Source organism: Streptomyces rapamycinicus NRRL 5491 (assembly GCF_024298965.1).
GTDB classification, from domain to species: domain Bacteria; phylum Actinomycetota; class Actinomycetes; order Streptomycetales; family Streptomycetaceae; genus Streptomyces; species Streptomyces rapamycinicus.
This window is the reverse complement of sequence record NZ_CP085193.1, coordinates 10,693,251-10,717,435: the sequence shown is the minus strand read 5'-3', so window position 1 is coordinate 10,717,435 and position 24,185 is coordinate 10,693,251. Positions and strand designations below refer to the sequence as shown.

General features: G+C 72.2%; 20 protein-coding genes. 2 read left to right on the top strand and 18 right to left on the bottom strand.

The annotated features are described in order from the left end of the window. Positions 1 to 2: 2 nt before the first annotated feature. The 17 genes from fabG to LIV37_RS44460 form a co-directional block, all read right to left on the bottom strand. Positions 3 to 746, bottom strand: a complete 744-nt coding sequence (fabG, locus tag LIV37_RS44540; RefSeq protein WP_020873640.1) for a 3-oxoacyl-[acyl-carrier-protein] reductase — start codon at positions 744 to 746, stop codon at positions 3 to 5. A 15-nt stretch (positions 747 to 761) separates the two neighbouring features. Next, a complete protein-coding gene (locus LIV37_RS44535) occupies positions 762 to 1,271 on the bottom strand; it encodes a 3-hydroxyacyl-ACP dehydratase FabZ family protein (protein WP_020873639.1) in 510 nt (169 codons plus the stop codon). Next, positions 1,268 to 1,645 (bottom strand): 3-hydroxyacyl-ACP dehydratase FabZ family protein, encoded by a 378-nt coding sequence (locus tag LIV37_RS44530; protein ID WP_243146548.1) that lies wholly within the window; start codon positions 1,643 to 1,645, stop codon positions 1,268 to 1,270. Before LIV37_RS44530 ends, LIV37_RS44535 begins: the two co-directional genes overlap by 4 nt. A gap of 5 nt (positions 1,646 to 1,650) precedes the next feature. Continuing rightward, positions 1,651 to 1,914: an acyl carrier protein gene (locus LIV37_RS44525; RefSeq protein ID WP_020873637.1), complete on the bottom strand. Its 264-nt coding sequence runs from the start codon at positions 1,912 to 1,914 to the stop codon at positions 1,651 to 1,653. 87 nt (positions 1,915 to 2,001) lie between these two features. Next, complete coding sequence (locus LIV37_RS44520; RefSeq protein WP_020873636.1) at positions 2,002 to 3,132, bottom strand: beta-ketoacyl synthase N-terminal-like domain-containing protein; 1,131 nt, start codon at positions 3,130 to 3,132, stop codon at positions 2,002 to 2,004. A gap of 58 nt (positions 3,133 to 3,190) precedes the next feature. Further along, a complete protein-coding gene (locus LIV37_RS44515) occupies positions 3,191 to 3,586 on the bottom strand; it encodes a hypothetical protein (RefSeq protein ID WP_020873635.1) in 396 nt (131 codons plus the stop codon). Between the two features lie 3 nt (positions 3,587 to 3,589). After that, entirely contained in the window at positions 3,590 to 3,997 is a 408-nt protein-coding gene (locus LIV37_RS44510; RefSeq protein ID WP_020873634.1) for a hypothetical protein, read from the bottom strand. A gap of 1 nt (position 3,998) precedes the next feature. Next, on the bottom strand, positions 3,999 to 4,325 hold the full coding sequence (locus LIV37_RS44505) for a hypothetical protein (RefSeq protein WP_020873633.1): 327 nt from the start codon (positions 4,323 to 4,325) through the stop codon (positions 3,999 to 4,001). A 63-nt stretch (positions 4,326 to 4,388) separates the two neighbouring features. Further along, positions 4,389 to 5,399: an acyl-CoA thioesterase family protein gene (locus tag LIV37_RS44500; RefSeq protein WP_020873632.1), complete on the bottom strand. Its 1,011-nt coding sequence runs from the start codon at positions 5,397 to 5,399 to the stop codon at positions 4,389 to 4,391. Beyond that, a complete protein-coding gene (locus LIV37_RS44495) occupies positions 5,396 to 6,283 on the bottom strand; it encodes an alpha/beta fold hydrolase (protein ID WP_020873631.1) in 888 nt (295 codons plus the stop codon). The genes LIV37_RS44500 and LIV37_RS44495 overlap by 4 nt, the downstream gene beginning before the upstream one ends. Further along, entirely contained in the window at positions 6,280 to 7,302 is a 1,023-nt protein-coding gene (locus LIV37_RS44490) for a beta-ketoacyl synthase N-terminal-like domain-containing protein (protein WP_243146549.1), read from the bottom strand. The genes LIV37_RS44495 and LIV37_RS44490 overlap by 4 nt, the downstream gene beginning before the upstream one ends. Further along, positions 7,299 to 8,450 carry a beta-ketoacyl synthase N-terminal-like domain-containing protein gene (locus LIV37_RS44485; RefSeq protein WP_020873629.1) on the bottom strand — a complete coding sequence of 384 codons (1,152 nt, stop codon included), beginning with the start codon at positions 8,448 to 8,450 and terminating at the stop codon, positions 7,299 to 7,301. The genes LIV37_RS44490 and LIV37_RS44485 overlap by 4 nt, the downstream gene beginning before the upstream one ends. Positions 8,451 to 8,472: 22 nt before the next feature. Next, on the bottom strand, positions 8,473 to 9,717 hold the full coding sequence (locus LIV37_RS44480) for a beta-ketoacyl-[acyl-carrier-protein] synthase family protein (protein WP_020873628.1): 1,245 nt from the start codon (positions 9,715 to 9,717) through the stop codon (positions 8,473 to 8,475). 50 nt (positions 9,718 to 9,767) lie between these two features. Next, positions 9,768 to 10,019 (bottom strand): acyl carrier protein, encoded by a 252-nt coding sequence (locus LIV37_RS44475; RefSeq protein WP_020873627.1) that lies wholly within the window; start codon positions 10,017 to 10,019, stop codon positions 9,768 to 9,770. Between the two features lie 141 nt (positions 10,020 to 10,160). Then, positions 10,161 to 11,345, bottom strand: a complete 1,185-nt coding sequence (locus tag LIV37_RS44470) for a cytochrome P450 family protein (RefSeq protein WP_020873626.1) — start codon at positions 11,343 to 11,345, stop codon at positions 10,161 to 10,163. Positions 11,346 to 11,375: 30 nt separating this feature from the next. After that, complete coding sequence (gene ccrA / locus LIV37_RS44465; RefSeq protein WP_020873625.1) at positions 11,376 to 12,623, bottom strand: crotonyl-CoA carboxylase/reductase; 1,248 nt, start codon at positions 12,621 to 12,623, stop codon at positions 11,376 to 11,378. Positions 12,624 to 12,739: 116 nt separating this feature from the next. Continuing rightward, positions 12,740 to 18,769 carry a type I polyketide synthase gene (locus LIV37_RS44460; protein ID WP_148717931.1) on the bottom strand — a complete coding sequence of 2,010 codons (6,030 nt, stop codon included), beginning with the start codon at positions 18,767 to 18,769 and terminating at the stop codon, positions 12,740 to 12,742. An 802-nt stretch (positions 18,770 to 19,571) separates the two neighbouring features. Here LIV37_RS44460 and LIV37_RS44455 point away from each other — a divergent pair. Beyond that, positions 19,572 to 21,236 carry an AfsR/SARP family transcriptional regulator gene (locus LIV37_RS44455; protein ID WP_020873623.1) on the top strand — a complete coding sequence of 555 codons (1,665 nt, stop codon included), beginning with the start codon at positions 19,572 to 19,574 and terminating at the stop codon, positions 21,234 to 21,236. A gap of 62 nt (positions 21,237 to 21,298) precedes the next feature. Beyond that, on the top strand, positions 21,299 to 22,489 hold the full coding sequence (locus LIV37_RS44450) for a PP2C family protein-serine/threonine phosphatase (protein ID WP_020873622.1): 1,191 nt from the start codon (positions 21,299 to 21,301) through the stop codon (positions 22,487 to 22,489). 17 nt (positions 22,490 to 22,506) lie between these two features. On the opposite strand, the gene LIV37_RS44445 is transcribed toward LIV37_RS44450, so the two are convergent. Next, positions 22,507 to 24,126: an ATP-binding cassette domain-containing protein gene (locus LIV37_RS44445; protein WP_020873621.1), complete on the bottom strand. Its 1,620-nt coding sequence runs from the start codon at positions 24,124 to 24,126 to the stop codon at positions 22,507 to 22,509. Between the last annotated feature and the right edge of the window lie 59 nt (positions 24,127 to 24,185).

The window sequence follows — 24,185 nt, the reverse complement described above, 5'->3', positions numbered from 1 at the left end:
CCTCAGATGACGATGCCGCCGTCGATCTGCAGCACGCTTCCGGTCACGTACTCGGCCGAGGCCAGGTACGCGACCATGTCCGCGACCTCTTCGGGGCGTCCGAAGCGCTGCAGCGGGATCTTCTTCGCGGCGTCCGCGCGGGCGCTGTCGGCCAGCGCGGCGGTCATGTCGGTCTCGATGAATCCGGGTGCCACCACGTTGGCGCGGATGCCGTACCTGCCGACCTCCTTGGCCAGCGCCTTGGTGAACCCGATGATCCCGGCCTTGGAGGCCGAGTAGTTGGTCTGGGTGGGGTGTCCGTGGACTCCGGCGACCGAGGAGATGTTCACGATGCAGCCCCGCCGGCGCTTCATCATCTCGAAGACGGCCGCACGGCACACGTGGTAGGTGCCGTCGAGGTTGGTGTCCAGGACCTGGTGCCACTCCTCGTCCTTCATGAGGAGCAGCGGATTGTCGCGGACGATGCCCGCGGAGGTGACCGTGACGTCGACGGGGCCGAACTCCTCCTGGACGGCGACCATGAACCGGCGCACCTCCTCCGCGTCCGAGACATCGGTCCGCAGGGCCATCGCCCGCCGGTCCAGCGCCTCGACCTCCTTCGCCAGCAGTGCGCCGGGCTCCGGATCGGGTGAGGCGTGGCAGAACGCCACGTCGTACCCCTCGCGCGCCAGGCGCAGCACCGTGGCCCGTCCGATGCCACGCGTACCACCGGTGACCACGGCCACCCGGTTGTCGGTGCCGGTCATGTCGTCCGTCTCCCCTCAAGCCCGGTCCGCCGTGGCCGGGGTGGCCGTGGCCAGCCCGGATCCCGGCCGGAACGCGATGACCAGCTGTTCGATCTCCATGACGGTCTCGTCCCCGACCGTGCTCCGCCCCTCGAAGATCACGGTGTCCGCGAAGCTCCGGGTCAGCCGCACCTGGTGTTCCACCACATCGCCCGGGCGCACCCGCCCGGTGAACCGGACACCCGAGATGCCGCCGAACAGCATCACGCGACCGCCCCGCGCGTCGGGCACCGGGGCGTCCCAGGTGGCGAGCAGGCCCGCGGCCTGGCAGCAGGACTCGACGAGCAGCACCGCCGGGTAGTCGTGGTCCCGTTCGGCGGCGTCGTCGGCGAGGCGCTCGTACCAGGGCTCGTTGCAGGTGACGGCCTTCCGGGCGGTGAGCCGCGCGCCGGGCTCCACCTGGACGACCCGGTCGAGCAGCAGCATCGGGTGTCGGTGCGGAAGCCGTCGCTTGAGTTCGGCGGCACCGGCGGACGTCTCGCTCACCGCGCCCCCTCGGCCTCGAAGCGGAGGGCGATCCGGGCGATGGTGCCGCGCGGGCCGGTGACCGAGGCGGAGCAGCGCCCGCCCGCGTCGTCGCGGCGCCAGGTCAGATCGGCGGTGAGCGTGTCGCCGGGGAGGACGGGGTTCATGAACCGCGCGCTCTCGATGCCGGACAGGGCCCAGGCGCGGTCCGGTCCGGGGGCGGTGGCCAGCGCTCCGCGGTGCAGGAACTCGATGACGCAGACGCCGGGGAAGATCGGGAACCCGGGGTAGTGGCCGGGGAACACCGGCTCCTCGGGCCCGACGGTCATCGATACGCGTGTGGTCCCGTCCGGGGCCGTGCCGTACTCGATCCGGCCCGCAACCGGAGTGCACACCGGGCTCATCCGTGGGCTCCGAGCTTGTCCGCGAGCACGTCGTAGGTCCGTGGCAGCGTGGTCAGCGCGCGCACATCCGACTCCGCGAACCGCACGGTGTACTTCTTCTCCAGGGCGACGATCACCTCGAGCGCCAGCAGCGAATCGCCGCCCAGATCCTCCACGAAGCGGGTTTCGTCGGTCACCTCGCCCGGGTCCACGCAGAACACCTCGGCGATGGTGCGCCGCAGGTCTTCCAGGTCGAGGGGGGTCGGTTGAGTGTCGGGCATCGTGCCTCGCCTCTCCATCGGTTGAGGTTCGCGTCGAGTTGCGGTTCGCCATCGAGTGCGGTTCGCCATCGGACATGGCGCACGGGGTCATGAACCTGCGAGCCTCAGCAGGGCGGCTCCGACCATCCCGTTCGCCTCGGCGGAAGTGATCAGGACGGTCCGGGCCCCGGCGTCGGCCTCCCCGGATCCGGCGCGGGCGAGCACCGCGGCGATCTGGAAGGCGGCGGAGGCCGCGAACGTGTCGCCGATGGAATCGGCGCAGGCCACCCGGGGCGGAAGGCGGGTGCCGAGCACCTCGGCGACGGCGGCGCGCTCCGCGTCGCCGTCCGGCCCGGCCAACTGGGTGTCGGCGAGGGCGTCGATGCCGTCCGCGGCGAGGCCCGACCGGTCCAGCAGCCGGCGCAGACAGTTCGCCAGCACCGGCCGGATCGCCGAGTGGTCCTCGGCGAAGCCGAACTCCAGCCCCATGACCTCCGCGATACCGCGCCGGCCGTGGGCCCGGGCGTCCTCGGCATCCTCGAGCAGCCACACCGCGGCGCCCTCGCCGAGGACGGCGTCATGCCGCCCGGCGTCGCCGGTGACTCCCCGGGCGTGCCAGGCGAGCCAGGCGCGGGCGGTGGAGAACTCCTCGACCGCGCCGCACAACAGGGTCCGCGCACGGCCCGCCCGGTGCAGCCGCAGCGCGTACCGCAGCGCCAGCAGTCCGGTGGCCCTGCCCCCGGCGATCGTGGTGTTGGGGCCCTTGAGGCGGTGCCAGATGGCCGACTGCCCGGCGGCGCAGTTCATCACGGTGTTGGGGAAGCGCGCCGGGTCGACCAGATAGGGGCGGCTCCCCACCAGGGAGTCCCGGGTGAAGTTCATCATGCTCTGGGCGCTTCCGGTGCTGGTGCCCAGCACCAGGCCGGTGCCCTCGTCGATCCCCGGCAGCCGCCCGGCGTCGTCGCCGGTGGCGAGCAGCCGGCCAAGGGCGACCACGGCCAGGCCGGTGATCCGGTCCATCGAGCGGGTGCCCTTGCGGCCCAGCAGCCCCCGGATGTCGAAGCCGGGGACCAGGCACGCCTCCTGATACGGCACCTGCCACTCCTCGCGGTCCAGCCGGACCGCGGCCCTTCGGCCGGAGCCCAGCCCCCGGGAGAACTCGGCGCTGTCCAGCCCGAGCGGGGAGATCGCGGACCAGGCGGAGATGACCGGGCTGCCGGCCGTGTCGGTGGAGACCATGGACGGTTGTTTCCTTCGGGCGCGGGCGGGGGCGGATGGGGGTGGGAGCGGGCGGAGGTCAGAAGAACCACACCCGTTCGTAGTCGGACCAGCGGCTCACCAGCTCGGCCCCGGCCACGAGGCGCACTCCGGGGAGCAACCGCTCCCGCGCGCGGGCGCCCAGCGCGGACAGATCGGCCTCCTCCACGAACACGGTGGCGCCGTCTTCGAGGAGTTGCCGGAGCAGCCGGCGCGGGTCGGGGAGCGTGTCGAGCGTCCGCCCGGCGATGCGCAGGGCCGCCTCGTACGTGGTGTCCACCGCGTACGAGGCGGCGAGCCCGCGCAGCACCACATGGAGGCCGCCGCTCTGCCGGTGCAGCTCACGGACGAAGAACAGGGTGTCGGCGAACTGGGTCTCGACCGCGCCCCGATGGGCGCGCTCGATGATCAGCAGGGTGTTGTCGTTCGTGGCCACGGTTCAGCAGACCCCCATCGCCACGACCTTGTCGGTGGCCCGTACGTGCTGCCAGAACTGGCTCGGCGGGCGCTTGACCACCTCGGAGATCTGCTCGGACCTGCCACGCTCCGCACAGCAGAAGCGGCAGACGTACCAGTCCAGGCGGTCGGGGTAGGCGGTGAGCAGTTCCCGTATCACCGTGCCGGTGGAGGGGTGGTCCACCGTGCGCTCGGCGACGTTGACGGGTTTGCTGTCGCCGAAGGCGGCGCAGGTGAGCGCGGTGGCGTCGCCGCAGGCCCAGACCTGTACGGCGGCGCCCTCGTCCAGCAGGGCCTGCGCCAGCCGGAGCGCGCTGGTCACCAGGTCGGACTGGTGGGGCGTGCCCAGCAGTTTCAGCATCACATCGGTGTGCCGGACGGCGAAGACCATGTCAGTGCCACACCATTCGCACCGTGGGGCTCAGCAGCTTGCGCGCCACGTCCCGCATCTCCACCAGCCGGGCGCCGGGCACCAGATCCTCGGCGTCAACGGCCCGCTGGCGCAGGGAGAACGCGTCCACCCACAGCTCGCCGCCGCTTCCCAGCAGGGCGTCGAGTTCGGGCATGGCTCCCCGCACCGCCCCGGCCACGCCGTTCTCGACCAGGAGCAGCACGACGTCCTCGCCCTGCCGCACCAGTTGGGCGGCGTCGCCGGCGAACCGGTGACTGCCCGGGCCGGCCGGCGGGCCGCCGCTTTCGATCAGCAGGTACTCGTTCATGGCTTCAGATGTCTCCGGGTCCGTCGGCGTCCGGTCCGTCAGCGTCCGTCCGTGCCCCGGCCGTCAGCCGGTGGCCGGTTCGCCGCCGAGGGCGCGCAGGACGCGGTCGTCGAAGGTGACCAGGGACCAGTCGTGGCGGCTCTCGATCTCCGCGTAGCCGTGGGTGATGGTGCCGGTGGCGGTCCGCACGAGCCGGCCCTCACGCACCACGTAGCAGTCCATGCGGGAGGTGTAGGTGAAGCCCTTGAACACGTCCTCGACCGTGTAGACGGTGTAGAGGTCCTCCTCCATCAGCGCCTCGTCGAGGACGTGGACGGAGGAGTGCGGGACGACGGGTATCCACTTGCGGTCCACGAGCAGCTGCTTGATGGAGATGCCCCGGTCGGCCAGGAAGAGGTCGACCACCTCCTCCATCTGGCGCAGGTAGCCGGACATCTGGATGCGCTCGCTGAAGTGGCAGTACGGGTACGGGATGCGCCACTTCCAGCCGAAGGCGTTCTCCCCGGAGGTCAGCTGGTCCAGCACCGGGTCGTCGCCGGTCGTGCCCCGGCCGAGGGAGAGCGCGCGGTCGTCGGCGGGCACGGCGGCGGGGGGTGACTGCGCCTGCCCGGTGCCCAGCCTGGACACCACGAACCGGGCCAGTTCGGCCGGCGGCTCCCCCTCGGGGGGCAGGAAGTCGCCGCGCCGCAGGGAGACCGCGACCTTGGAGGTGGCCGCCTTGAGCCGCTGCCCGCCCCGCTCCAGGGTCAGGGTGGCCCGGAAGCGCAGGACGTCGTCGGTGTCCTTGGTCGCCGGTTCGACCCGGGTATCCACGAGGTCGTCCATGTGCAGGGCGTGCAGGATGCGGGTGTCCAGGCCGACGAGGTCCAGACCCAGGCCGTAGTCCTCGAACAGGGCCCGGGCGGGCATCCCCGCGCTGCGGAAGTGCTCGAGAACGGCTTCCTCGATCAGGTAGTTGACGTGCTTGAACCCGATCCAGGTGCAGATGTTCGAGCCTTCGTACCGGGGCCGCAGGGCCACCTGCGTGCTCTTGCCGAGCAGCGGTTCCAGCACGGGCTCGGTGTCGGTGGTCATCGGTTGTGCTCCATGGTGAGGTGAGGGGATCCTGACGGCGGACCCGGCAGCCGGGTCCGCAGGAACGTGTTGGTGAGGTCCGCGAACTCTTCGGCCGCCGTGACCATCGGGAAGTGTCCGTGGCACGGCAGGACGTGCACGGACGCGTCGGGAAGCGACTTGGCGAGCCCTTCCGCGTCGGAGGGGGCGGCCACCATGTCCTCGCCGCCGCTGACGAGGAGGAACGGCATCGTCATCCGTTCGGTGCGCATCTGCGGCATCCGCAGATACGTGCCGAAGAACTGGAACCACCCGTAGGGGCTGACCAGATCGCGGATCTTCATGGCGATGGTGTGCCGGCGCTCCTCGGGGAGACGCCTGCTGGGCCCCATATGCATGCCCTCGATGAGGATCCGGTCGAAGTTGTTGACGTAGTAGGCGAGCGAGTTCCAGTCGAACTCCTCGGCCGTGGCCCGGTACAGCGGGGAGACGAGCACCACGGCGCTCGGCCCCCGGGTGTCCGCGCCGCCGGTGCTCCACCGGTCCAGCCAGGTCAGCGCGGCGCTGGTGCCGAAGGAGTGCGCGATGACGACGTCGGGCCCGCCCGGTACGGCGGCCACCGCCTGATCGGCCCAGGTCTCGACGGGGAGTCCGGTCCAGCCGTGCACCCCGGTGCCCCGCCACGGCAGGTCGGCGGTCCACAGCTCGCACCGCGGGTCTGCCAGCGGCAGGAAGGGGTCCCAGACACCGGCGTTGCTGCACAGCCCGTGCAGCAGCAGCACCCGCAGCGGCAGCGGGTCGGGGGCCAGTGCCCGCCGGGCGCACCGCACGATCACCGGCTGCTGCTCCGCGTCGCCACCGGACCGGCGTACCGGGGTGGCGTACCGGCCGGGGTCCACGCTCACGGGCGCTCCTCCCGGGCGGGGCGCAGCAGCAGGCCCGCGACCGCGTCATCGGTGTCGTCGCCCGTGGTGATCAGCGCCGTTCCGGTGGGGTGGGTGCCGAACCGGCCGACGGCGGCGGCACACTGGAGCACGCCCAGGGCGCCGTCGGCCCGTCCGAACACTCCGGCCGGGTCATGGCGTGGCGCGTCGGGGAAGCCTGGCGAGCCGAGGGCCGGGGGCTTCTCCTGGGAGGTGAACCAGATACCGGGGGCGGGGTCTCCCTCGGGGAGCACCCGCTCGACCACGGCCCGGACACTTCCCTGCCGGGTGTACGGCCCCAGGGCAGCCATCGGACGCGCGCCGCGGGCGCGGGCCGCCGGACCGCTCTCGACGACCAGGGCGACGGCGCCGTCCAGCAGTCGCTCCGCCGGCTCGCCGAGCAGCCCTTCCACCACGGGGTTGACGGTCTCCACGCCGATGACGACCATCCGGTCGCACCGGCCGGCGGCGACCAGGGCCGCGGCCCAGTACACCGCGTCGAGCCCGGAGGTCGGACCGTTGCAGAACATCAGGTTGGGGCCGCGCAGCCCGTGCTGCATCGCCACCGAGGAGGCGATCACATTGCTCGATGCGTTGGGCAGCGCCATGGGGCTGATGCGTGAGGTCGTCTCCACCGCGATGGCCGAGGCCACCTCGCAGACGGTGTCCAGGTTGCCGAGGTTGGAGCTGACGGCGACGCCGACCGAGTCCCCGGGAACGGTCAGTCGGCCCTCGCCGTCGGCCGGCAGCAGCCCGGCTGAGCGCAGGACGTCCTGTGCGGCGCACAGGGCGAGCTGGGTGGCCCGGTCCTTGTAGCGCAGGCCCCGGCGGCCGATCAGGGTGCCGGGGTCCACCGGTTCGGCGGGCCCCCGGGTGGTGCGCAGCAGGTCGGCGGCGTGGCGGGCGCCCGGCAGCGCCAGGCCGACGCCGGTCACGACGGCGTCAGATGCGATCACAACAGCGTCAGGCGCGGTCACGACGGCGTCAGATGCGGATGTCACGCGGCCACTCCTTCCACGATGGCGACCGCGTTGACCCCGCCGAAGCCGAACGCGTCGACCTGCGCGATCCGCAGCCGCTCCGCCTCCTCCGGCGGGGTGGGCCCGGTCGCGAAGCGGAACCGCCCGGCGACCCCGGCCGGGGTGTCCAGGGCGATGGTCGGCGGGACCCGGCCCGCGGCCAGCGCTCGGGCGGCGACGATCAGGCCGAGCAGTCCCGATCCGCCCGAGGTGTGCCCGGTCATGGACTTCACCGCCGTCATCAGCGGCCGGCCGATCCCGCTGCCGAAGACGTCGCACAGGGCCGTCGCCTCCGCCTCGTCGTTGAGGGCGGTTCCGGTGCCGTGCAGCAGGATCAGGTCGACGTCGTCGGCCTTGATACCGGCCTGCTCATGCGCCAGGCGAATGGCCTGGGCGATACCGGCCGGGTCGGGTGCGGTCGGGTGGGAGGCGTCGCAGTTCATGCTCGCGGCCCGGAGCCGGCCCCTGGCCAGGCGGGCCGCGGGGTGGTCCTCCCGCGTGAGCACCACGGCCGCGGCGCCGTCGCCCATGAGGGTGCCCCGGCGGTTCTGATCGAAGGGCCGCACCCGGTCCGGGGGGTCCAGCTGCACCCGGTCCAGCAGCCCGAACATGCTCGCCGTGATGGTGTCCACACCGGCCACCACCACCGCCTCGGCGGTGCCCGCGGTGAGCAGGTCGCTCCCCATGGCCAGGGCGTGCAGGGACGCCGAACACGCGTTGGAGATGGTGTAGGTCCAGGTGGCCCCGAAGCGCTCGCGCAGGGCGGTCCCGAAGTGGAGTCCGCCGAGGTCGAAGTCGGCGTCCTCGCACCACTTGAGCTCGACGGACCGCAGCTCCCGCAGTCCGGTGCCGACGATCACCGGGGTGGAGGAGAGATCCTCGCCAAGACCGGCGTCGCGCAGTGCCTCGGCCACCGCCCGCAACAGCCAGGCGGTCGCGCGGGACGGCACATCGGTGCCGTCGGCGGGGCGGTCGTCGATCTCGTAGGCGTGTGCGGCCCGGTAGGCGCGGCTGTCGAAGCCGCGCAGCGGGGCTCGTCCGCTGCGCCCCGCGCAGAGGGCGCCGAAGACCTCGTCGGCGTCCCTCCCGATGCTGGCCACCGCACCGGTGCCGGTTATCGCCCAGCTCATCGGGACCGTCGCGTGCGGTCGTTCACCCGTGCCACGTCTGTTCCTCCTCGTATTTGCCCAAGATCAGCACAGCGTTGTTTCCTCCGAAGGCGAGGCCGTTGTTCTGCACGACTCTCGGTTTGGCGGCGACGGCCTCATTGGGCACGCAGTCGAGGCCGCATTCGGGGTCGGTCTCGACATGGTTGATCGTGGGCGGGATGAACCCTTCGACGATGGCGAGCACACAGCCGATCGAGGCCAGCGCGCTGGCGGCTCCCATGCTGTGACCGAGCATCGATTTCATGGAAGTCGTGCGCGGGGCCGTGTCCGCCCCGAACACCCGGCGCACTGCGGCGGCCTCGGTCACGTCGTTGGCCCGGGTCCCGGTGCCGTGGGCGGAGATGAAATCGACATCTCCGGGCCCCACTCCGGCATTCTCCAGCGCGAGCCGCATACAGTCGGCCACGCTGTCCTCATCGGGTGCGACCGGATGGTGCGCATCGCAGTTCAAGGCGAACCCGAGCACTTCGGCGTGGATGCGCGCGCCCCGCGCCCGGGCGGACTCCAGATTCTCCAGGACCAGAACGCCTGCGCCCTCGCCGGTGAGTATTCCCTGGCGGTCCTTGTCGAAGGGCCGGCACTTCTCGGGCGCGATGGTGCCGATCCGGTAGAAGCCGGTGAACGTCTTGCGGCAGAGCGCGTCGGCGCCGCCGCACAGCGCGTAGTCCACGTCCCCGGAGCTGATGGCGTCGTACCCGTAGCCGATGGCGTAGTTCCCGGCGGCGCAGGCGGTGGGCAGGGTGACCGCCTCCACCGAGCGCAGGCCCAGCTCGCGCGCGACCGCCGACGACAGCCGGCCCGCGGTGACCCGCTCGGCCACCACCGGGTCCATCGCCTCGGGCCCCTTCGACACCTCGGTCTCGACCAGCCGGTCCATGTCCCGGGCCTCGCCGTCGGTGGTGCCGATCGCGGTCAGGCCCCGGCGGGCCCGCAGATCCGCCTCGTCCAGCCCGGCGTCCTCGACGGCCATCCGGGCGGCCGACACCGAGAACTGGCCCGCCCGGCCCAGCGTGTGCAGGGGGACGTTGCGGATGTGGTCCTCGGGGGCGAAGCCCGTCACCTCGCACCCCATGGCGTGGGCGAATCCCTCGGTGTCGAACGCCGAGATGGGCCGCACCGCGCTGCGTCCGGAGCGCAGTCCGGTGAGAAAGTCAGCCGTTCCGATGCCGATACTGGATATCGCTCCCATACCGGTGACGACGACTCGGTGAGGGGCCTCGCTCCGCATGTTCCCGCTCTCTCCTCAACTCCCGGCCGGCCGATCGAAGTCCGTTCCGCTTACTTGCCGCTCGCCTCGGCGACCACCGCATAAATCCCGTCGAGATTCACCATGCGCGACATCTCCGCCTGGTCGATGGAGATTTCGAACGTCTTCTCCAGGGCGGCCAGGATCTCGATGGCCCGCAGGGAGTCGGCGTCGTGGTCCTCCTTCAGAAGGCTGCTGTCCGTCAATTCCTCCGGATCGATTTCAAGGATGTCGCAGACGATTTCCTTGATGTCATCGCGGCGCTCCTGCACAAGTGCGCTCATATGCTCTTCCTCTGCCTTCTTCGCATTTGTTGGGGCCGACGCTCCAGGACATTACGTTCGGCCGAACAAGGGATTCAAGAGTTGCGGACACAAGCTGCCAACAACGCCCCGCCGATAGCGGTGAGTTGTCCATGTTCCGGCTTATGCCATGCGTAGCGGCAGGCTTTCCAGCCCGCGCATCAGAGTGCTGCTGCGCCATTCCAGCTGGGCCACCGGAGTTGCGAGTTCGATCGTCTCGAAGCGGTCCAGCAGCTTGGTGAAGACGACTTCGGCCTCCAGCCGGGCCAGTGGCGCGCCGAGGCAGAAGTGGATGCCGTGCCCGAAGGAGACATGGCCCCGGGCCTCCCGCTTCAGATCCAGCCGGCCGGGCTGGGGGAACCGCTCGGGGTCGTGGTTGGCGGAGTCGACGTTCACCATCACGAACTCGTCCTTGGGGATGAGCACGCCGCCGATCTCGACCGGTTCCTTGGTGAAGCGCATGGTCGCCTGGTTGACCGGGCTCTCATAGCGCAGGAACTCCTCGATGGCCCCGGGCAGCAGGGAGCGGTCGGCGCGCAGGGCGGCGAACTGGTCGGGGTGGGTCACCAGGGCCAGTGCGCCGTTGCCGATGAGGTTCACGGTGGTCTCGTGACCGGCCGCGAGCAACAGCACGGCCATGGCCGCGATTTCCTCGTCGTCCAGGGCCGACTCGCTGTCCTCGGTGGCGAGGGCGGAGATCATGTCGTCCCCGGGCGCCGCGCGTTTGGCGGCCACCAGCTCACGGATGTACGCGTCCATGGAGACGCTCGCGTCCCTGAAGACCTCGGGCTCGACCGCCAGCACGAAGGCGTTGGTCCAGGATCTGAAGGTGCGCCGGTCCTCCTCCGGCACGCCGAGCAGTTCGCACATCACGGTGATGGGCAGCGGGAAGGCCAGGGCGTCGATGAGGTCGGCCGAGTCCTGCCCCTGGACGGCGTCCAGCAGTTGATCGGTGATCTGCTCGATACGGGGCCGCAGCCGCTGCACCCGGCGCTGGGTGAAGCCCTTGTTCACCATGTGCCGCAGCCGGTGGTGCTCGGGCGGATCGGTGTTGAGCATGTGGTGGCTGAGGGCCTGGCTGAAGATCTCCTGATGGGCCTGGATCCGGCGCTCCCGCAGGATCCGCATGATCTGCCAGGAGTCCTTGGCGAACCGGGGGTCCGACAGCGCCTGGCGCACCGGCGCGTATCCGGTGACGAGCCACAGTCTGGTGCCGTTCGCCATCTCGAGCGGATGGACGGTGCGGGGGGCGGGTGCCGCCCCCGGCTCCGGTACCGGCCGCTCGGCGGCATGAGGGGGTTGGTGCACGGTCTTCTCCTGGGCGTATGGGTGGCCCGATCAGGCAGGCAGGGTGTTCATGCCGCGCTCGGGGGCGTTGACGAGGACGGACATGTTGCCGCCCGGGTGGGTGTTGTCGTGCATCAGCTGGTGCAGCCGGCCGACTCCCTCGAAGTCGTCGCAGCGGGTGAGACACGGGTCGAGGACGCCCTCGCTCACCAGCTTGGTCACCTCGCGGAACTCCCGGGTGTTGGCGCCGTGGGAGCCCTGGAGCCGCTTGGACCGCATCCAGAGGTGGCGCAGGTCGATGTCGCCGTTGTAGCCGGAGGTGCCGCCGCAGATCACCACCATGCCGCCGGTGGCGCACAGATAGACGGAGGTGGGCAGGGTCGCCTGGCCGCTGTGCTCGAAGACGATCCTCGGTGCGGCGCGCTCGCCGAGGATCTCCCAGATCTTCTTGCCGAAGGCCCGCGCGCCGCGCAGGAAGCGGGCCATGCCCTCCTCGTCGTCCGCGTCCGGGAGCCGGCCCCAGTGGTCGAAGTCATTGCGGTTGATGACGCCCCGGGCGCCGAGTTCGAGGCAGAACTCGGCACGCCGGTCGTCGGACACCACGGCGATGGGGATGCCGCCGACCATCCGGGTCAGCTGGATGGCGCTGGAGCCGAGGCCGCCCGCGCCGCCCCAGATGAGCACCGGGTCGCCGGGGCGCACCGTATTGCCCGCCCAGCCGAAGAGCTGGCGGTAGGCGGTGGGCGCCGAGAGCATGAAGCAGGCCGCCGCCTCCCAGGAGAGGTTCTCCGGCTTGGGGTGGCACTGGACCTCGTTGACCAGGCAGAACTGGGCGAAGGAGCCGTAGTTGGTCTCATACCCCCAGGCCAGGGCGGAGCTGGAGAACGGGGGCTCGCCGCTGAGGCGGATGTCCTCGGCCGTCTCGTCCCACTGCCCTCCGGAGAGGACCACCTGGTCTCCGGGCCGGACGTGGCGGACACCGGGACCGACCGCCCACACCACCCCCGAGCCCTCCGAACCGCCGATGTGGAAGTCCTCGGGGAGACCGAACTTCTGCCGTGCGGCGATGACGTCGACGGGCTGGCCGCTGGCGGCCCAGACGTTGTTGTAGTTGATGCCCGCGGCCATCACATAGACCAGCACCTGGCCGGGCCCCACGGCCGGGACGTCGACCACCTCGGTACGGAACGCCTTGACCGGCTCCCCGAAGCGATCCTGCCGGATGAGGGAGGCGTACATCTGCTGGGGGACCTCGCCCAGCGGGGGCAGTTCACCGAGCTCGTAGAGGGATTTGACCATGAAAGAGGCTCCTCATTCACATGCTGCGTTCAGGTGCGGTGTTCAGGTGCCGCGGACGACAGGGCGCGGACCGCGGGAAACGGGGCGCGGGAAACAGAGCGCGGGCCCGTGCGGGCTCATCGGGCGGCGAAGGTGTCCGCCAGCCACGTCCGGACGGCCTCGGCGGTGCGCGGGGCGTGTTCCTGCATCATCGAGTAGTGGTTGCCGGGGGTCGGAACCGTGATGTCCACGTGCTCCGGCGGCGGTGTGACGGCCCCGGTCTCGGGGTTGAGCACGGCCTGCTCCTCGGCCCGTACCAGCAGGGTGGGCACGGAGAGGGCGGGGATGTCGCTCCACTGGTGGAACATCGGCAGGTAGCGGCCCATGGCCGTGAGCTCCTCGGGCGGGACCTCCAGGTCTCCCTCCCGCTCGTGGTGCTGGTTCATCATCGTGGAGAAGACCCGGTTGTCCTCGCGGTGGCGCAGGCTGAAGCTGTCCAGCATCACCACCGCGGCGGGCGGGCGGCCGAGTTCCTCGAGCCGGGCCGCGGTGCCGTGGGCGACCCAGCCACCGGAGGAGTAGCCGAGCAGCACGAACGGCGTGTCCCCCGCGGTGTCGAGCACCGTCCGCGCCTGGGTGGCGAAGAGCGTGTCGAGGTCGGCGGGGAGCTGCTCGCCCTTGGCGAAACCGGGGTGGGAGAGCGCCCACAGATCCCGGACGCCCCGGAAGGGCGCGGCGAAGCGCGCGTACTGGTGGGCGCCCGCGGGCGCCACGTAGGGGGTGAGGCAGATGAGCGAGGGCCGGTCCGGGCCCTCCGCCAGACGCACCGGTACGGGGCGGGAGGCCGGCTCGTCCGGGGCGGAGTAGGCGGGGCGCAGCTGTCCCGCGACGTACAGCATCTTCACCGCCTCGTCCACGTGGCCGTGGGCGCAGGCGTAGTTGTAGAGCTGGACCAGGGTGTCGTCGGACGCCGTGGTGGGGGCGGCGGCCGGGGCTTCGGCGGGGGTGCCCTCCGTCGCGGCGCCGTCGGCCCCGGCGGCGGGCGGCGCCACGTTGGACCATACGTATCCGGCGAGTTCGCGCGGGGTCGGGTGGTTGAAGGCGATGGTCGCGGGCAGCCGCAGACCCACCGCGGTGCCGAGGCGGTTGCGCAGCTGGACCGCCGAGACGGAGTCGAGGCCCATCTCGAGGAACGGGCGGTCGGGGTCGACGTCCTCGGGCGAGCCGTGTCCAAGGACCTCGGCGAGCCGGTCGCGGACCAGCTCCAGGACCCGGGCCCGCTGCTCCTCCGGGGTGACGGAGGCCAGGCCGCGCTGCCAGTCCTCGGGCGTCTGCGGCGCGCCGGAGCCGTCGCCCTCGCCGGTCGGCTCGGTGCCCGGTCCGTCGAGGCGCTCCATCAGCGCCAGCGCCTCCGGGATCCCGGCCAGCAGCGGCCGGCGGCGCGCGGACGCGTATCCGGTGGTGAACCGCTCCCAGTCCACGTCGGCCACCATGGTGACCGCGTCGCCGCGGTCCAGAGCCGTGCGCAGGACCTCCAGCTGGGTCCGCGGGTCGATGCCGCGCAGCCCCCAGAGCTCTCCGGTCTCGGCGGCGGCCTCCTCCTTGGTCATGCCGAGGCGGTCGAAGGCGCCGTCGGGCAGGCCGTGCCGCCGCAGGGTCTCCTGCGAGGCGTCCTCCACGGCCATACCGCCCCCGGTCCAGCCGGTCCAGGCGAGCGCGGTGGCGGCGAGGCCCCGGCTCCGGCGGTGCTCCGCGAGCGCGAGCAGATAGGCGTTGGCCGCTCCGTAGTGGCCCTGGCGGCCGACGCCCCACACCGCGGAGACGGCCGAGAAGAGGATGAAGGCGTCCAGGCGGATGCCCATCTCCTCGGTGAGTTCGTGCAGATGGCGCGCGCCCTCGGCCTTCGCGGCGAAGACGTCGGAGAAGTCCTGTGGGGTGGTGTCGGCCAGGGCCTGAAGGCGGCCGATCCCCGCGCAGTGCACGACGGCGGTGAGCGGGTGGCGCCCGGGGACGGCGGCGAGCAGGTCGCGTACCGCCTCCCGGTCGCGCATGTCGCAGGCGACCACGGTGACCTCGGCGCCGAGGGCCCTGAGCTCGGCCACGCGTTCCGCCACGCCCGGGGCCTCGGGGCCGCGCCGGCTGGCGAGCATCAGGTGTCCGGCGCCCTGGTCTGCCAGCCAGGTGGCGACATGACCGGCCAGCGCACCGGTGCCACCGGTGACGAGGACCGTGCCGTCGGGGTCCGGGCGCCATCCGGCGGTGCCCGGCGCGGCGTCCGCCGCGCGGGTCAGGCGGCGGGTGAACACACCGGCGTCCCGGACGGCGAGCTGATCGTCGTCGCCACCGGCGAGCAGGGCGGTGAGGGTGCGCACCGCGGCCGGGCCCGGCTCGGCGGGCAGGTCGATCACACCGCCCCACCGGTCGGGGTGCTCCAGGGCGAGCACCCGGCCCAGGGCCCAGGTCTGCGCCTGGACGGGGTGGGTCACCGGATCGCCGTCGCCGGTGGCGACGGCGCCCCGCGTGATCAGCCACAGGGGCACGTCCGTCCCCGCGTCCCCGAGCGCCTGCGTCAGCGCGGCGGTGTGCGCGGTGCCCGCCGGTACGCCGGGGGCGGCCTCGGACGGCGTGTCGTCGTCCAGCGCGAGGAGGGACACCACGCCGGAGAGCGGCTGGCCGGGAAGGAGGTCATGGATCCGGTCCGCGAGGGACGCCCGGTCGTCCTTGGCCTCGACCGTCAGGGTCAGCACCGTCTCGGTGCGCCCGCGCACCGCGTCCACCACGGCCCGGGTGACGGCGTGTTCGGCGTATTCCGCCGGTACGGCCACGAGCCAGGGGCCGCGGTCCCCCGCGGGGTCCGGGCGCGCCGGCCCGAGGGGTTCCCAGGCGATCCGGTAGCGCCAGTCGTCGGTACGGTGGCGCCGGTGCCAGGTGGCCATGGCCGGGAGGGCGTCCGCGAGGGCGACGGCCCGGCCGTCGCCGGCCATGCCGAGGACACCGGTGAGCGCTGTGAGGTCCTCGTCCTCGACGGCGCGCCAGAAGGAATCCCGTGCCGGGTCCGCGGCGGCGGACGGCGGGCCTGCCGCCGGTGCCGGGCCGGCGGCCGCGGCCTTGAGCCAGAAGCGCCGCCGCTGGAAGGGGTAGGTGGGCAGGTCCACGCGGGTGCGGGGCGGGTCGGGGAAGGCCGTGGTCCAGTCGACGTCGACCCCGGCCGCGTAGAACTCGGCGGCGGCGCGCCGGAAGCACATGGGGCCGTCCTCGTTCCGGCGCAGCGAGCCGGCGGCCACCGCCGCGACCCGGGCGTCGAACGCCAGGTCCTGGACGGCCGCGGTGAGGAGCGGATGCGGACCGGCCTCCAGGAACGCCGTGTGCCCCTCGGCCATCGCGGCCCGTACGGCCAGGTCGAAGCGCACGGTCCGGCGGGCGTTGTCGTACCAGTACCCGGCGTCCAGCCGCGCGGTGTCCACCGGCTCCCCGGTCACCGAGGAGTAGAACGGGATATGCGTCGAACGCGGCGTCACGGCGGCCAGTCCCGAGACCAGTTCCTCGCGCAACGCCTCGACCTGCGCGGAGTGGCCCGCGGCGGCGGCGCCGCGGATCTTGCGCACCCGGACGCCTTCCGCGCGCACCTCCGCCAGCAGGGCATCGACGGCCTCGGGGGCGCCGGAGACGGTGATCTGGGTGGGGCCGTTGACGGCCGCGAGCGAGATCTCGCCGTCGTAGCCGCCGAGCCGGCGCTCCACCTCGTCCAGGGGCAGGTCCACCGCCGCCATGGCTCCGTTGCCGAGCAGCCGCATCAGGGCCCGGGTGCGGACGACCATGATCAGGGCGGCGTCCTCCAGGCCGAGGGCTCCGGCGACCACCGCGGCGGCCACCTCGCCCTGGGAGTGGCCTACGACGGCGGCCGGTTCCACACCGTGGGCCCGCCACAGCTCGGCCAGGGCCACCGACACCGCGAACGACACCGGCTGGAGCACTTCGGGCTCGTCCAGCGACGGCGCGCCGGGGCGCTGCCGCAGGATGTCCTCCACCGACCAGGTCACCAGGGGTGCGAAGGCGGCGTCGACCGCACGGAGGGCGCGGGCGAAGGCGGGCGACCAGTCGAGGAGGTCGGCGCCCATCCCGGGCCACTGGGCGCCCTGTCCGGGGAAGACGAACACCGGGCGGCCGAGGCCGGGGCGGGCGGCGCCGGTCACCGCGTTCTCGGCGGATTCGCCACGCTCGACGGCGGCGAGGAGATCCTCAAAGGTCTCCCGGTCCGATCCGACCAGCACCGCCCGGTGGGTGAAGGGCGAGCGGGTGGTGGCCAGGGCCGCTCCGATGTCGGTGACGGAGGCCGCGGGGTTCCGCGCCACCGTGGTCCGCAGCCGCCCGGCCTGTTCCCGCAGGGCGTCGGCGGTCCGGGCGGACAGCACCCATGGCACGGCGGTGGCGGACGCGGGGTCGGTGGTGGGCCGCGTGGCGGTCACCGCGGGTGGCTGCTCGACGACGAGGTGGGCGTTGGTCCCGGAGACGCCGAAGGACGACACGCCGGCCCGCATCGGCTCCTCGCCTTCGGGCCAGGCGCGGCCGCTGTCCAGTACCCGCACCGCGCCCGAGTCCCACGGCACCCGCCGGGAGGGGATGTCGACGTGCAGGGTCTTCGGCAGCCACCGGTGCTCCATGGCCTTGACCATCTTGATGAGGCCGGCGACGCCCGAGGCCGCCTGGGTGTGCCCGATGTTGGACTTGATCGACCCCAGCCACAGCGGCCGGTCCCCGTCCCGGCCCCGGCCGTAGGTGGCCAGCAGCGCCTGTGCCTCGATGGTGTCGCCGAGGGGTGTGCCGGTGCCGTGGCCGTCGACCGCGTCCACCTGGCCCGGCTCCAGCCCGCCGTCGGCGAGCGCCTGCCGGATGACCCGTTCCTGGGAGGGACCGTTGGGCGCGGAGAGCCCGTTGGAGGCGCCGTCCTGGTTCACCGCGGTGCCGCGGATCAGGGCGAGGACACGGTGACCGGCGCGGCGGGCGTCGGCCAGCCGCTCCAGTACGAGGACCCCCGCTCCCTCGCCCCAGCCGGTGCCGTCGGCGGTGTCCGCGTACGCCTTGCACCTGCCGTCGGCGGCGTGCACCCGTTTGCGGGCGAAGTCGATGAAGGCGCCGGGTGAGGACATCAGCGCCACTCCCCCGCCGAGCGCCAGGTCGCACTCCCCGTCGCGCAGCGACCGGCACGCCTGGTGCAGGGCCACGAGGGAGGAGGAGCACGCGGTGTCCACGCTCACCGACGGGCCCTGGAGGCCCAGCACATAGGAGACGCGGCCGGACAGGACGCTCGCCGCGTTGCCGGAGATGAGGAATCCCTCGCTCTCCTCGGGGGGCTGGAAGAAGCGCGACAGATAATCCTGCTCATTGGTGCCGATGAAGACCCCGGTGGAACTGCCGCGCAGGGTGTGCGGCGCTATTCCGGTCCGCTCGACCGCTTCCCAGGCCACTTCCAGCAGCAGCCGCTGCTGTGGGTCCATCGCCACGGCCTCGCGGGGTGAAATGCCGAAGAAGTCCGCGTCGAAGTCGGCGACATCGCCGATGAAGGCTCCGGAACGGGTGTAGGAGGTGCCCATGTGCTCCGGGTCGGGGTGATAGATGCCCGCCACGTCCCATTCCCGGTCCACCGGGAAGCCGGTGACGGCGTCGCCGCCCTGCTCCAGGAACTCCCACAGCTCTTCGGGGGAGTTGATCCCGGCGGGGAAGCGGCAGGCCATTCCCACGATGGCGATGGGGTCTTCGGCCCGGCCGCCGGTATGGCCGCGCGCCACCGGCCGGCGCTGCGTCCTCTCCTCTTCCGCCCTGCCCTCTTCCGCCCTGTCCCCTTCCGCCAGTTCCTCTTCCGGGCCGGTGAGCCGGGTGAGCAGATGAGCGGCGAGCGCGGCGGGGTCGGGGTGGTCGAAGACGGCGACGGAGGAGAGCGGAACACCGGTGGCCGCGGTGAGACTCCGCAGCAGAGCCGCCGCCTTGTCACGGACGAGCCCGAGCGCGCGGAAGGGAGTGTGGGAGTCGATGGACCGCGCGTCGCCGGTTTCCCGTTGTTCGGCGACCTTGCCGCAGACGAGCCCCAGGAGAATCTCCAGCCGCTCGTGCCGCGGCAGCGGAGCCAGACGTTCCCGCAGTTCGTCCGGGGTCATTCCAGAACGGCTCACAGTAGCACTCCGAAAGAAGACAGCAAGACGGTTCCTCGCGATATGAGCCCGCGCTCTCCGCTTCCGGGAACCCTGGGAGACAACGGCGTGCGGCCATGGGAATTGCAGCAGCGCCGACGACCGGCGAACACCGAACCGCGAACGGCGACAAGAGTGAACAGGCCGGTTGGCTTTACCCGGAGATCGCCCCTTGCCCCGCGGGCACGTGTTCCTCCGGAGTCGCGGATGTCATACGGCCGAAATTAGCACCGGCGGTGCGGGGATCACGAGCGCGGCGATCAACGTGACCGGTAGTGTCCATGGGGCTTGCTGCGCAATTGGGCGTGACGTAGCGTCAATCGCCGCGCGCGCCCGGTATCACCGCGCGCGGGGGTGCGGACCATTTCCCCGGCCGACTTCCCCCCCCCGTCGACTTCCCAGGTCGACTTCCCAGGTCGACTTCCGAGCAAGTTCCCGATCAACTCCCCCATCAGCAAGGATGGTTTTCGGGCGAGTGCCGTGCAACGATCGCGCCGTGAAGTTCTACGTTCTGGGATCCTTGCGAGTCTCCGACGGGGAAGGCCCGCCGATAACCCTGGTCGGGAGGCGAGACAGGGCGTTCTTGGCCGAACTCTTAGCTCATGCTGGACAATCGGTGTCGACCGATCACATTGTCGAGGCGACAACGCCGGATCCACCTCCGACCAAACGGCTCAACGCGGTGCATGTCAGGGTGTCCCGGCTCAGGTCGCTTTTCCGGTCCCTGGCCGGACCGGACACCGTTACGTCCGTGATATCGACCCAGCCGGGTGGATATCGGCTGGTGCCCGCCGAAGTCGACTCCGAGCAGTTCGAGAAGCTGCTCGCCGCCGCCATGCGGGAACGGGACAAGGGCTATCTCGACGGGGCGGCGGTCAGGCTCGAACGCGCGCTGTCCCTCTGGGAAGGGGACGCGTTCAGCGACGCCGACGCGGGCGACTGCGTCGCGGCGGAGGCCGACCGGCTGGCCGAACTGCGGCTGGTCGCCCTGGAGGAGCAGACCGATGTGATGCTGGCCATGGGCGCCCACGCCCAGGTGGTGAGCAGGCTCAAGCCGCTCATCGAGCGGTATCCGCTGCGCGAGACCCTGTACCGCCATCTGATGTCGGCCCTGCACCAGTCGGGCCGTCCGGCCGAGGCCCTCGCCGTCTACGCCGATCTGCGGGCCAAGCTCGCCGAGGAGCTCGGCACCGAGCCGACCCCCGATGTGCAGCGCCTGTACCGGGCGCTGCTGTCACCGCAGCCGAAGCACCACGGATCGACCGCCGTGTGGCCGCCGTTCGCGGCGCTGGCCGACCGCCGTGCGCCCTCCCAACTCCCCGGCGACACAGCAGACTTCGTACCCTGTGAGACCACGGACGTGCTGGCGCCCGCCCTGACGGCGAGCGACCGCACCGCCACGGCCGTCACCGCCATCACCGGCCAGGGCGGATCGGGGAAGACGGCGACCGCCGTCCATCTGGCGCACCGGCTGCGCCCCTGGTTCCCGGACGGCCAGCTCTACGTCGACCTCGGGGGCAGCACCGGGCACCCCACCGACCCCGCGGCGGCGCTCGCCCAGATGCTTCTCGCGCTGGACCACCCGATGTCGGCGCTGCCCGAGGGGATCGGGGCCCAGGCCGCCTGCTTCCGTGACAGCCTCCGTGGCCGGCGCGTCCTCACGGTGCTCGACGACGCGGCCGACGAGGCGCAGGTCCGGCATCTGCTGCCGGGCAACGTGGAGAGCGCGGTCATCATCACCAGCCGGGCGCGGCTCACCAGCCTCCCCCTCACCTCCCGGGTCGAGCACGACGACATGAGCCTGCACCAGGCCCTGATGCTCTTCCGGCGGGTCGTGGGCACCGCGAAGGTGGACCGGGACCTCGCGGCGGCGCGCGAGGTGGCCCGGCTGTGCGGCTGTCTGCCGCTCGCCCTGCGCATCGCCGCGGCCAGGCTCGCGGCCCGGCCCCATTGGAGTTTCGGGGACCTCGCCCACCGGCTGACGCACCGGTCCAGGCCACTGGACGAACTCACCCATGGCCCGCTGAGCGTGCGTTCCTGCTTCGCCCCGGCCTACCACCGCCTGGCCGAGGACGATCGCCGGCTGTTCCGCATGCTCGGGCTGTCCGGGGTCCGGGGGCTGTCCGCGCCCCCGGGGACCGAGCTGCCGAGCCTCGCCGTGCCCGACGTGGCGGAAGCGCTGGAGCGGCTGGCGGACTCCCGGCTGCTGAAGGTCGTCCACACGGGCGTCCCCGGCGCCGAGCCCCGGTTCTGGCTGCCCGGCCTGGTCTCCGCCTACGCCCGGGAGCGGGCGGAAGCGGAGGCGTCGGAGATCGAACACGCGGCGGCCCAGGAGCTGCGGCGCCTGGAGGACCAGGAAGCCGCCGTCCCGGTGCTTCCGGCGGCGATCGGCCGGGTCCGGGCCGGCCGGCAGGGGGCGTGGGGCCCGGTGGGGAGGGAGCCTCTGTAGCCGGGAGGGTGCACAGTGGAAGACGTGGGAGTTCGCCGACGGCTGACGGACCTGATGAGGCCATGGCAACCTGGCACGCCTTGGTGGCGCTCCCGGTCGGGTTGATCGTCCTGATCACCGTGGTGGATCTGATGGCCCCGTCCCATGTCCACCTCGGCCCCCTGCTGGTGGTCGCCCCGGCCATCACCCCGTCGTTCGCCGGTCCCCGGACCACCGGGCTGATCGGCGCCCTGGCGGTGGCCGCCCAGATACTCATCGCGGCGCTGCGCGGCGGCTTCGACGTCAACCACCAGGTGCAGCTCGCGGCCCTCGCCGTGCTCTCGCTGCTCATCGCGGCCTACGCCCGGGAGCAGCGGCGGCGCCACCGTGAGCTGGCCCGGGTGCGGTCGGTGTCCGAGGCCACGCAGCGGGTCGTCCTCCGGCCGCTGCCGCACCGGCTGGGCCCGCTGCGAGTCGCCTCCCTGTACATGGCGGCCGAGGACGAGGCGCAGATCGGCGGGGACCTGTACGCCGCGACCCGGGTGGAGGAGTGCACCCGGCTGATCATCGGGGATGTCCGGGGCAAGGGGCTGACCTCCATCAGCGACGCGTCGGTGCTGATGGGCGCCTTCCGGGAAGCCGCCCACCTGACCCCCGGCCTGCTGGAGTTCACCGATGTCCTGGAACGCAGCGTCTGCCGGCACCTGGCCGAGCACATCGCCACCGCGAATGCCGAGTACGGCGGTGCCGAGCACGCCGGAGCCGAGCAGCCGCGGCCGGAGGCGGACGACGAACTGCGCGAGCACTTCATCACCGCCCTGCTGGTGGACATCCCGGACGAGGGCGCCGTGACGACGGCCAACTGCGGGCATCCGCCGCCCCTGCTGCTGCGGGACGGTGGCCATGTGACCACGCTGCACCCGGCCAATCCCGGCCCGCCGCTGGGCATGTGCGAACTCCCCAGGAGCTCGGGCGACCCCGGCACGCCCGAGACCATGCCCTTCGATGACGGCGACACGCTGCTGCTCTACACGGACGGGGCGGTCGAGGCCCGCGCCCCCGACGGGTCCTTCTATCCGCTGGCCCAGCGGGTCGCGCAGTGGTGCGGCTGCGGTCCCGAAGGGCTGCTGCACCACATCCGCCGCGATCTGCTGGCCCATGTCGGCGGGCGGCTGGGCGATGACGCCGCCATGGTGGTCATCCAGCGCTCGCCCCCGCTCCACCCGGTGGAGCAGCTGAAGAAGATGGTGCCGGTCAACGGCCCCCACCGCTGATCCTCCCGGCGAAGCGCTCAGCGGACCCGGTCGACGCGGCGCTCGTCCCAGACCGGCTCCGCCGTCTCGCGGACGACGCCGTCCGATCCGAAGACCAGGAAGCGGTCGAAGGACCGCGCGAACCAGCGGTCGTGGGTGACCGCGAGCACCGTGCCCTCGTAGGCTCCGAGTCCTTCCTGGAGCGCCTCGGCCGACTCCAGGTCCAGGTTGTCCGTGGGCTCGTCCAGCAGCAGCGCCGTCGTCCCGGCCAGTTCGAGCAGCAGGATCTGGAACCGGGCCTGCTGACCGCCCGAGAGCCGGTCGAAGTTCTGGTCGCCCTGGCGGTCGAGCTCATAGCGGCGCAGCGCGCTCATCGCGCGTCCCCGGTCCCGGGCGTGTTCGGTCCACAGGATGTCGACCAGCGTGCGCCCGAAGAGCTCCGGATGGGCGTGGGTCTGGGCGAAGTGGCCGGGCACGACCCGCGCGCCCAGTTTCCACTCCCCCCGGTGGGCGACGTCCTGGCCCGCCAGGAGCCGCAGGAAGTGGGACTTGCCCGAGCCGTTGGAGCCCAGTACGGCCACCCGTTCGCCGTAGAAGACCTCCAGGTCGAAGGGGCGCATCAGCCCCTCGAGCTCCAGTGCCCGGCAGGTCAGCGCCCGCACCCCGGTGCGTCCGCCCGCGAGCCGCATGGTGATGTCCTGTTTGCGCGGCGGCTCCGGTGGCGGCCCGGCCTCCTCGAACTTCCGCAGCCGGGTCTTGGCGGCCTGATAGCGGGAGGCCATCTCGTCGCTGCGGGCCGCGTACCGCTGCATGTCCAGCACCAGCCGTTTGAGCTGGGCGTGCTTCTCGTCCCAGCGCCGCCGGAGCTCCTCGAAGCGCTCGAACCGCTCCTCGCGGGCCTCGTGGTAGGTGGCGAAGCCGCCGCCGTGCACCCACACGTCGCTGCCCGCCGGGCTCGGCTCGACGCTGACGATCCGGGCGGCCGCGCGGGCCAGCAGCTCCCGGTCGTGGCTGATGAAGAGCACGGTCTTACGGGTCTCGCGCAGCCGCTCCTCGAGCCACTGCTTGCCCGGCACGTCCAGGTAGTTGTCCGGCTCGTCCAGCAGCAGCACGTCGTCGGGCCCGCGCAGCAGCGCCTCCAGCACCAGCCGCTTCTGCTCGCCGCCGCTGAGCGTGCGCACCTCGCGCCACTGGGCCCGTTCGTACGGCACTCCCAGCGCCGCGGTGGTGCACATGTCCCACACCGTCTCGGCCTCGTAGCCGCGCGCCTCGGCCCAGTCGCTCAGGCTCTGTGCGTAGGCCAGCTGGGCGGCCTCGTCGTCCCGCTCCATGATCGCCAGCTCGGCCTCGTCCACCGCGCGGGCGGCCTCGCGGATCCGGGGCTGGGCCACCGACACCAGCAGGTCGCGCACCGTCCGCTCATCGCGCACCGAGCCGATGAACTGCGGCATCACCCCCAGGGAGCCGCTGACCGTGACCGTGCCGCCGTGCGGCTCCACCTCGCCGGAGACCAGCCGCAGCAGTGTGGTCTTGCCCGCGCCATTGGGCCCGACGAGGGCGGCCACCGTCCCCTCGGCGACGCGGAACGACACATCGCCGAGCAGCAGCCGGCCGTCGGGCAGGAAGTAGGCGAGGTGCGCGGCCTCCAGATGTCCCATGGACCGGCATTCTCATGGCACGGCCGGGCGGTCGGCAAAGCGATTTTCCGGCCCGGGGC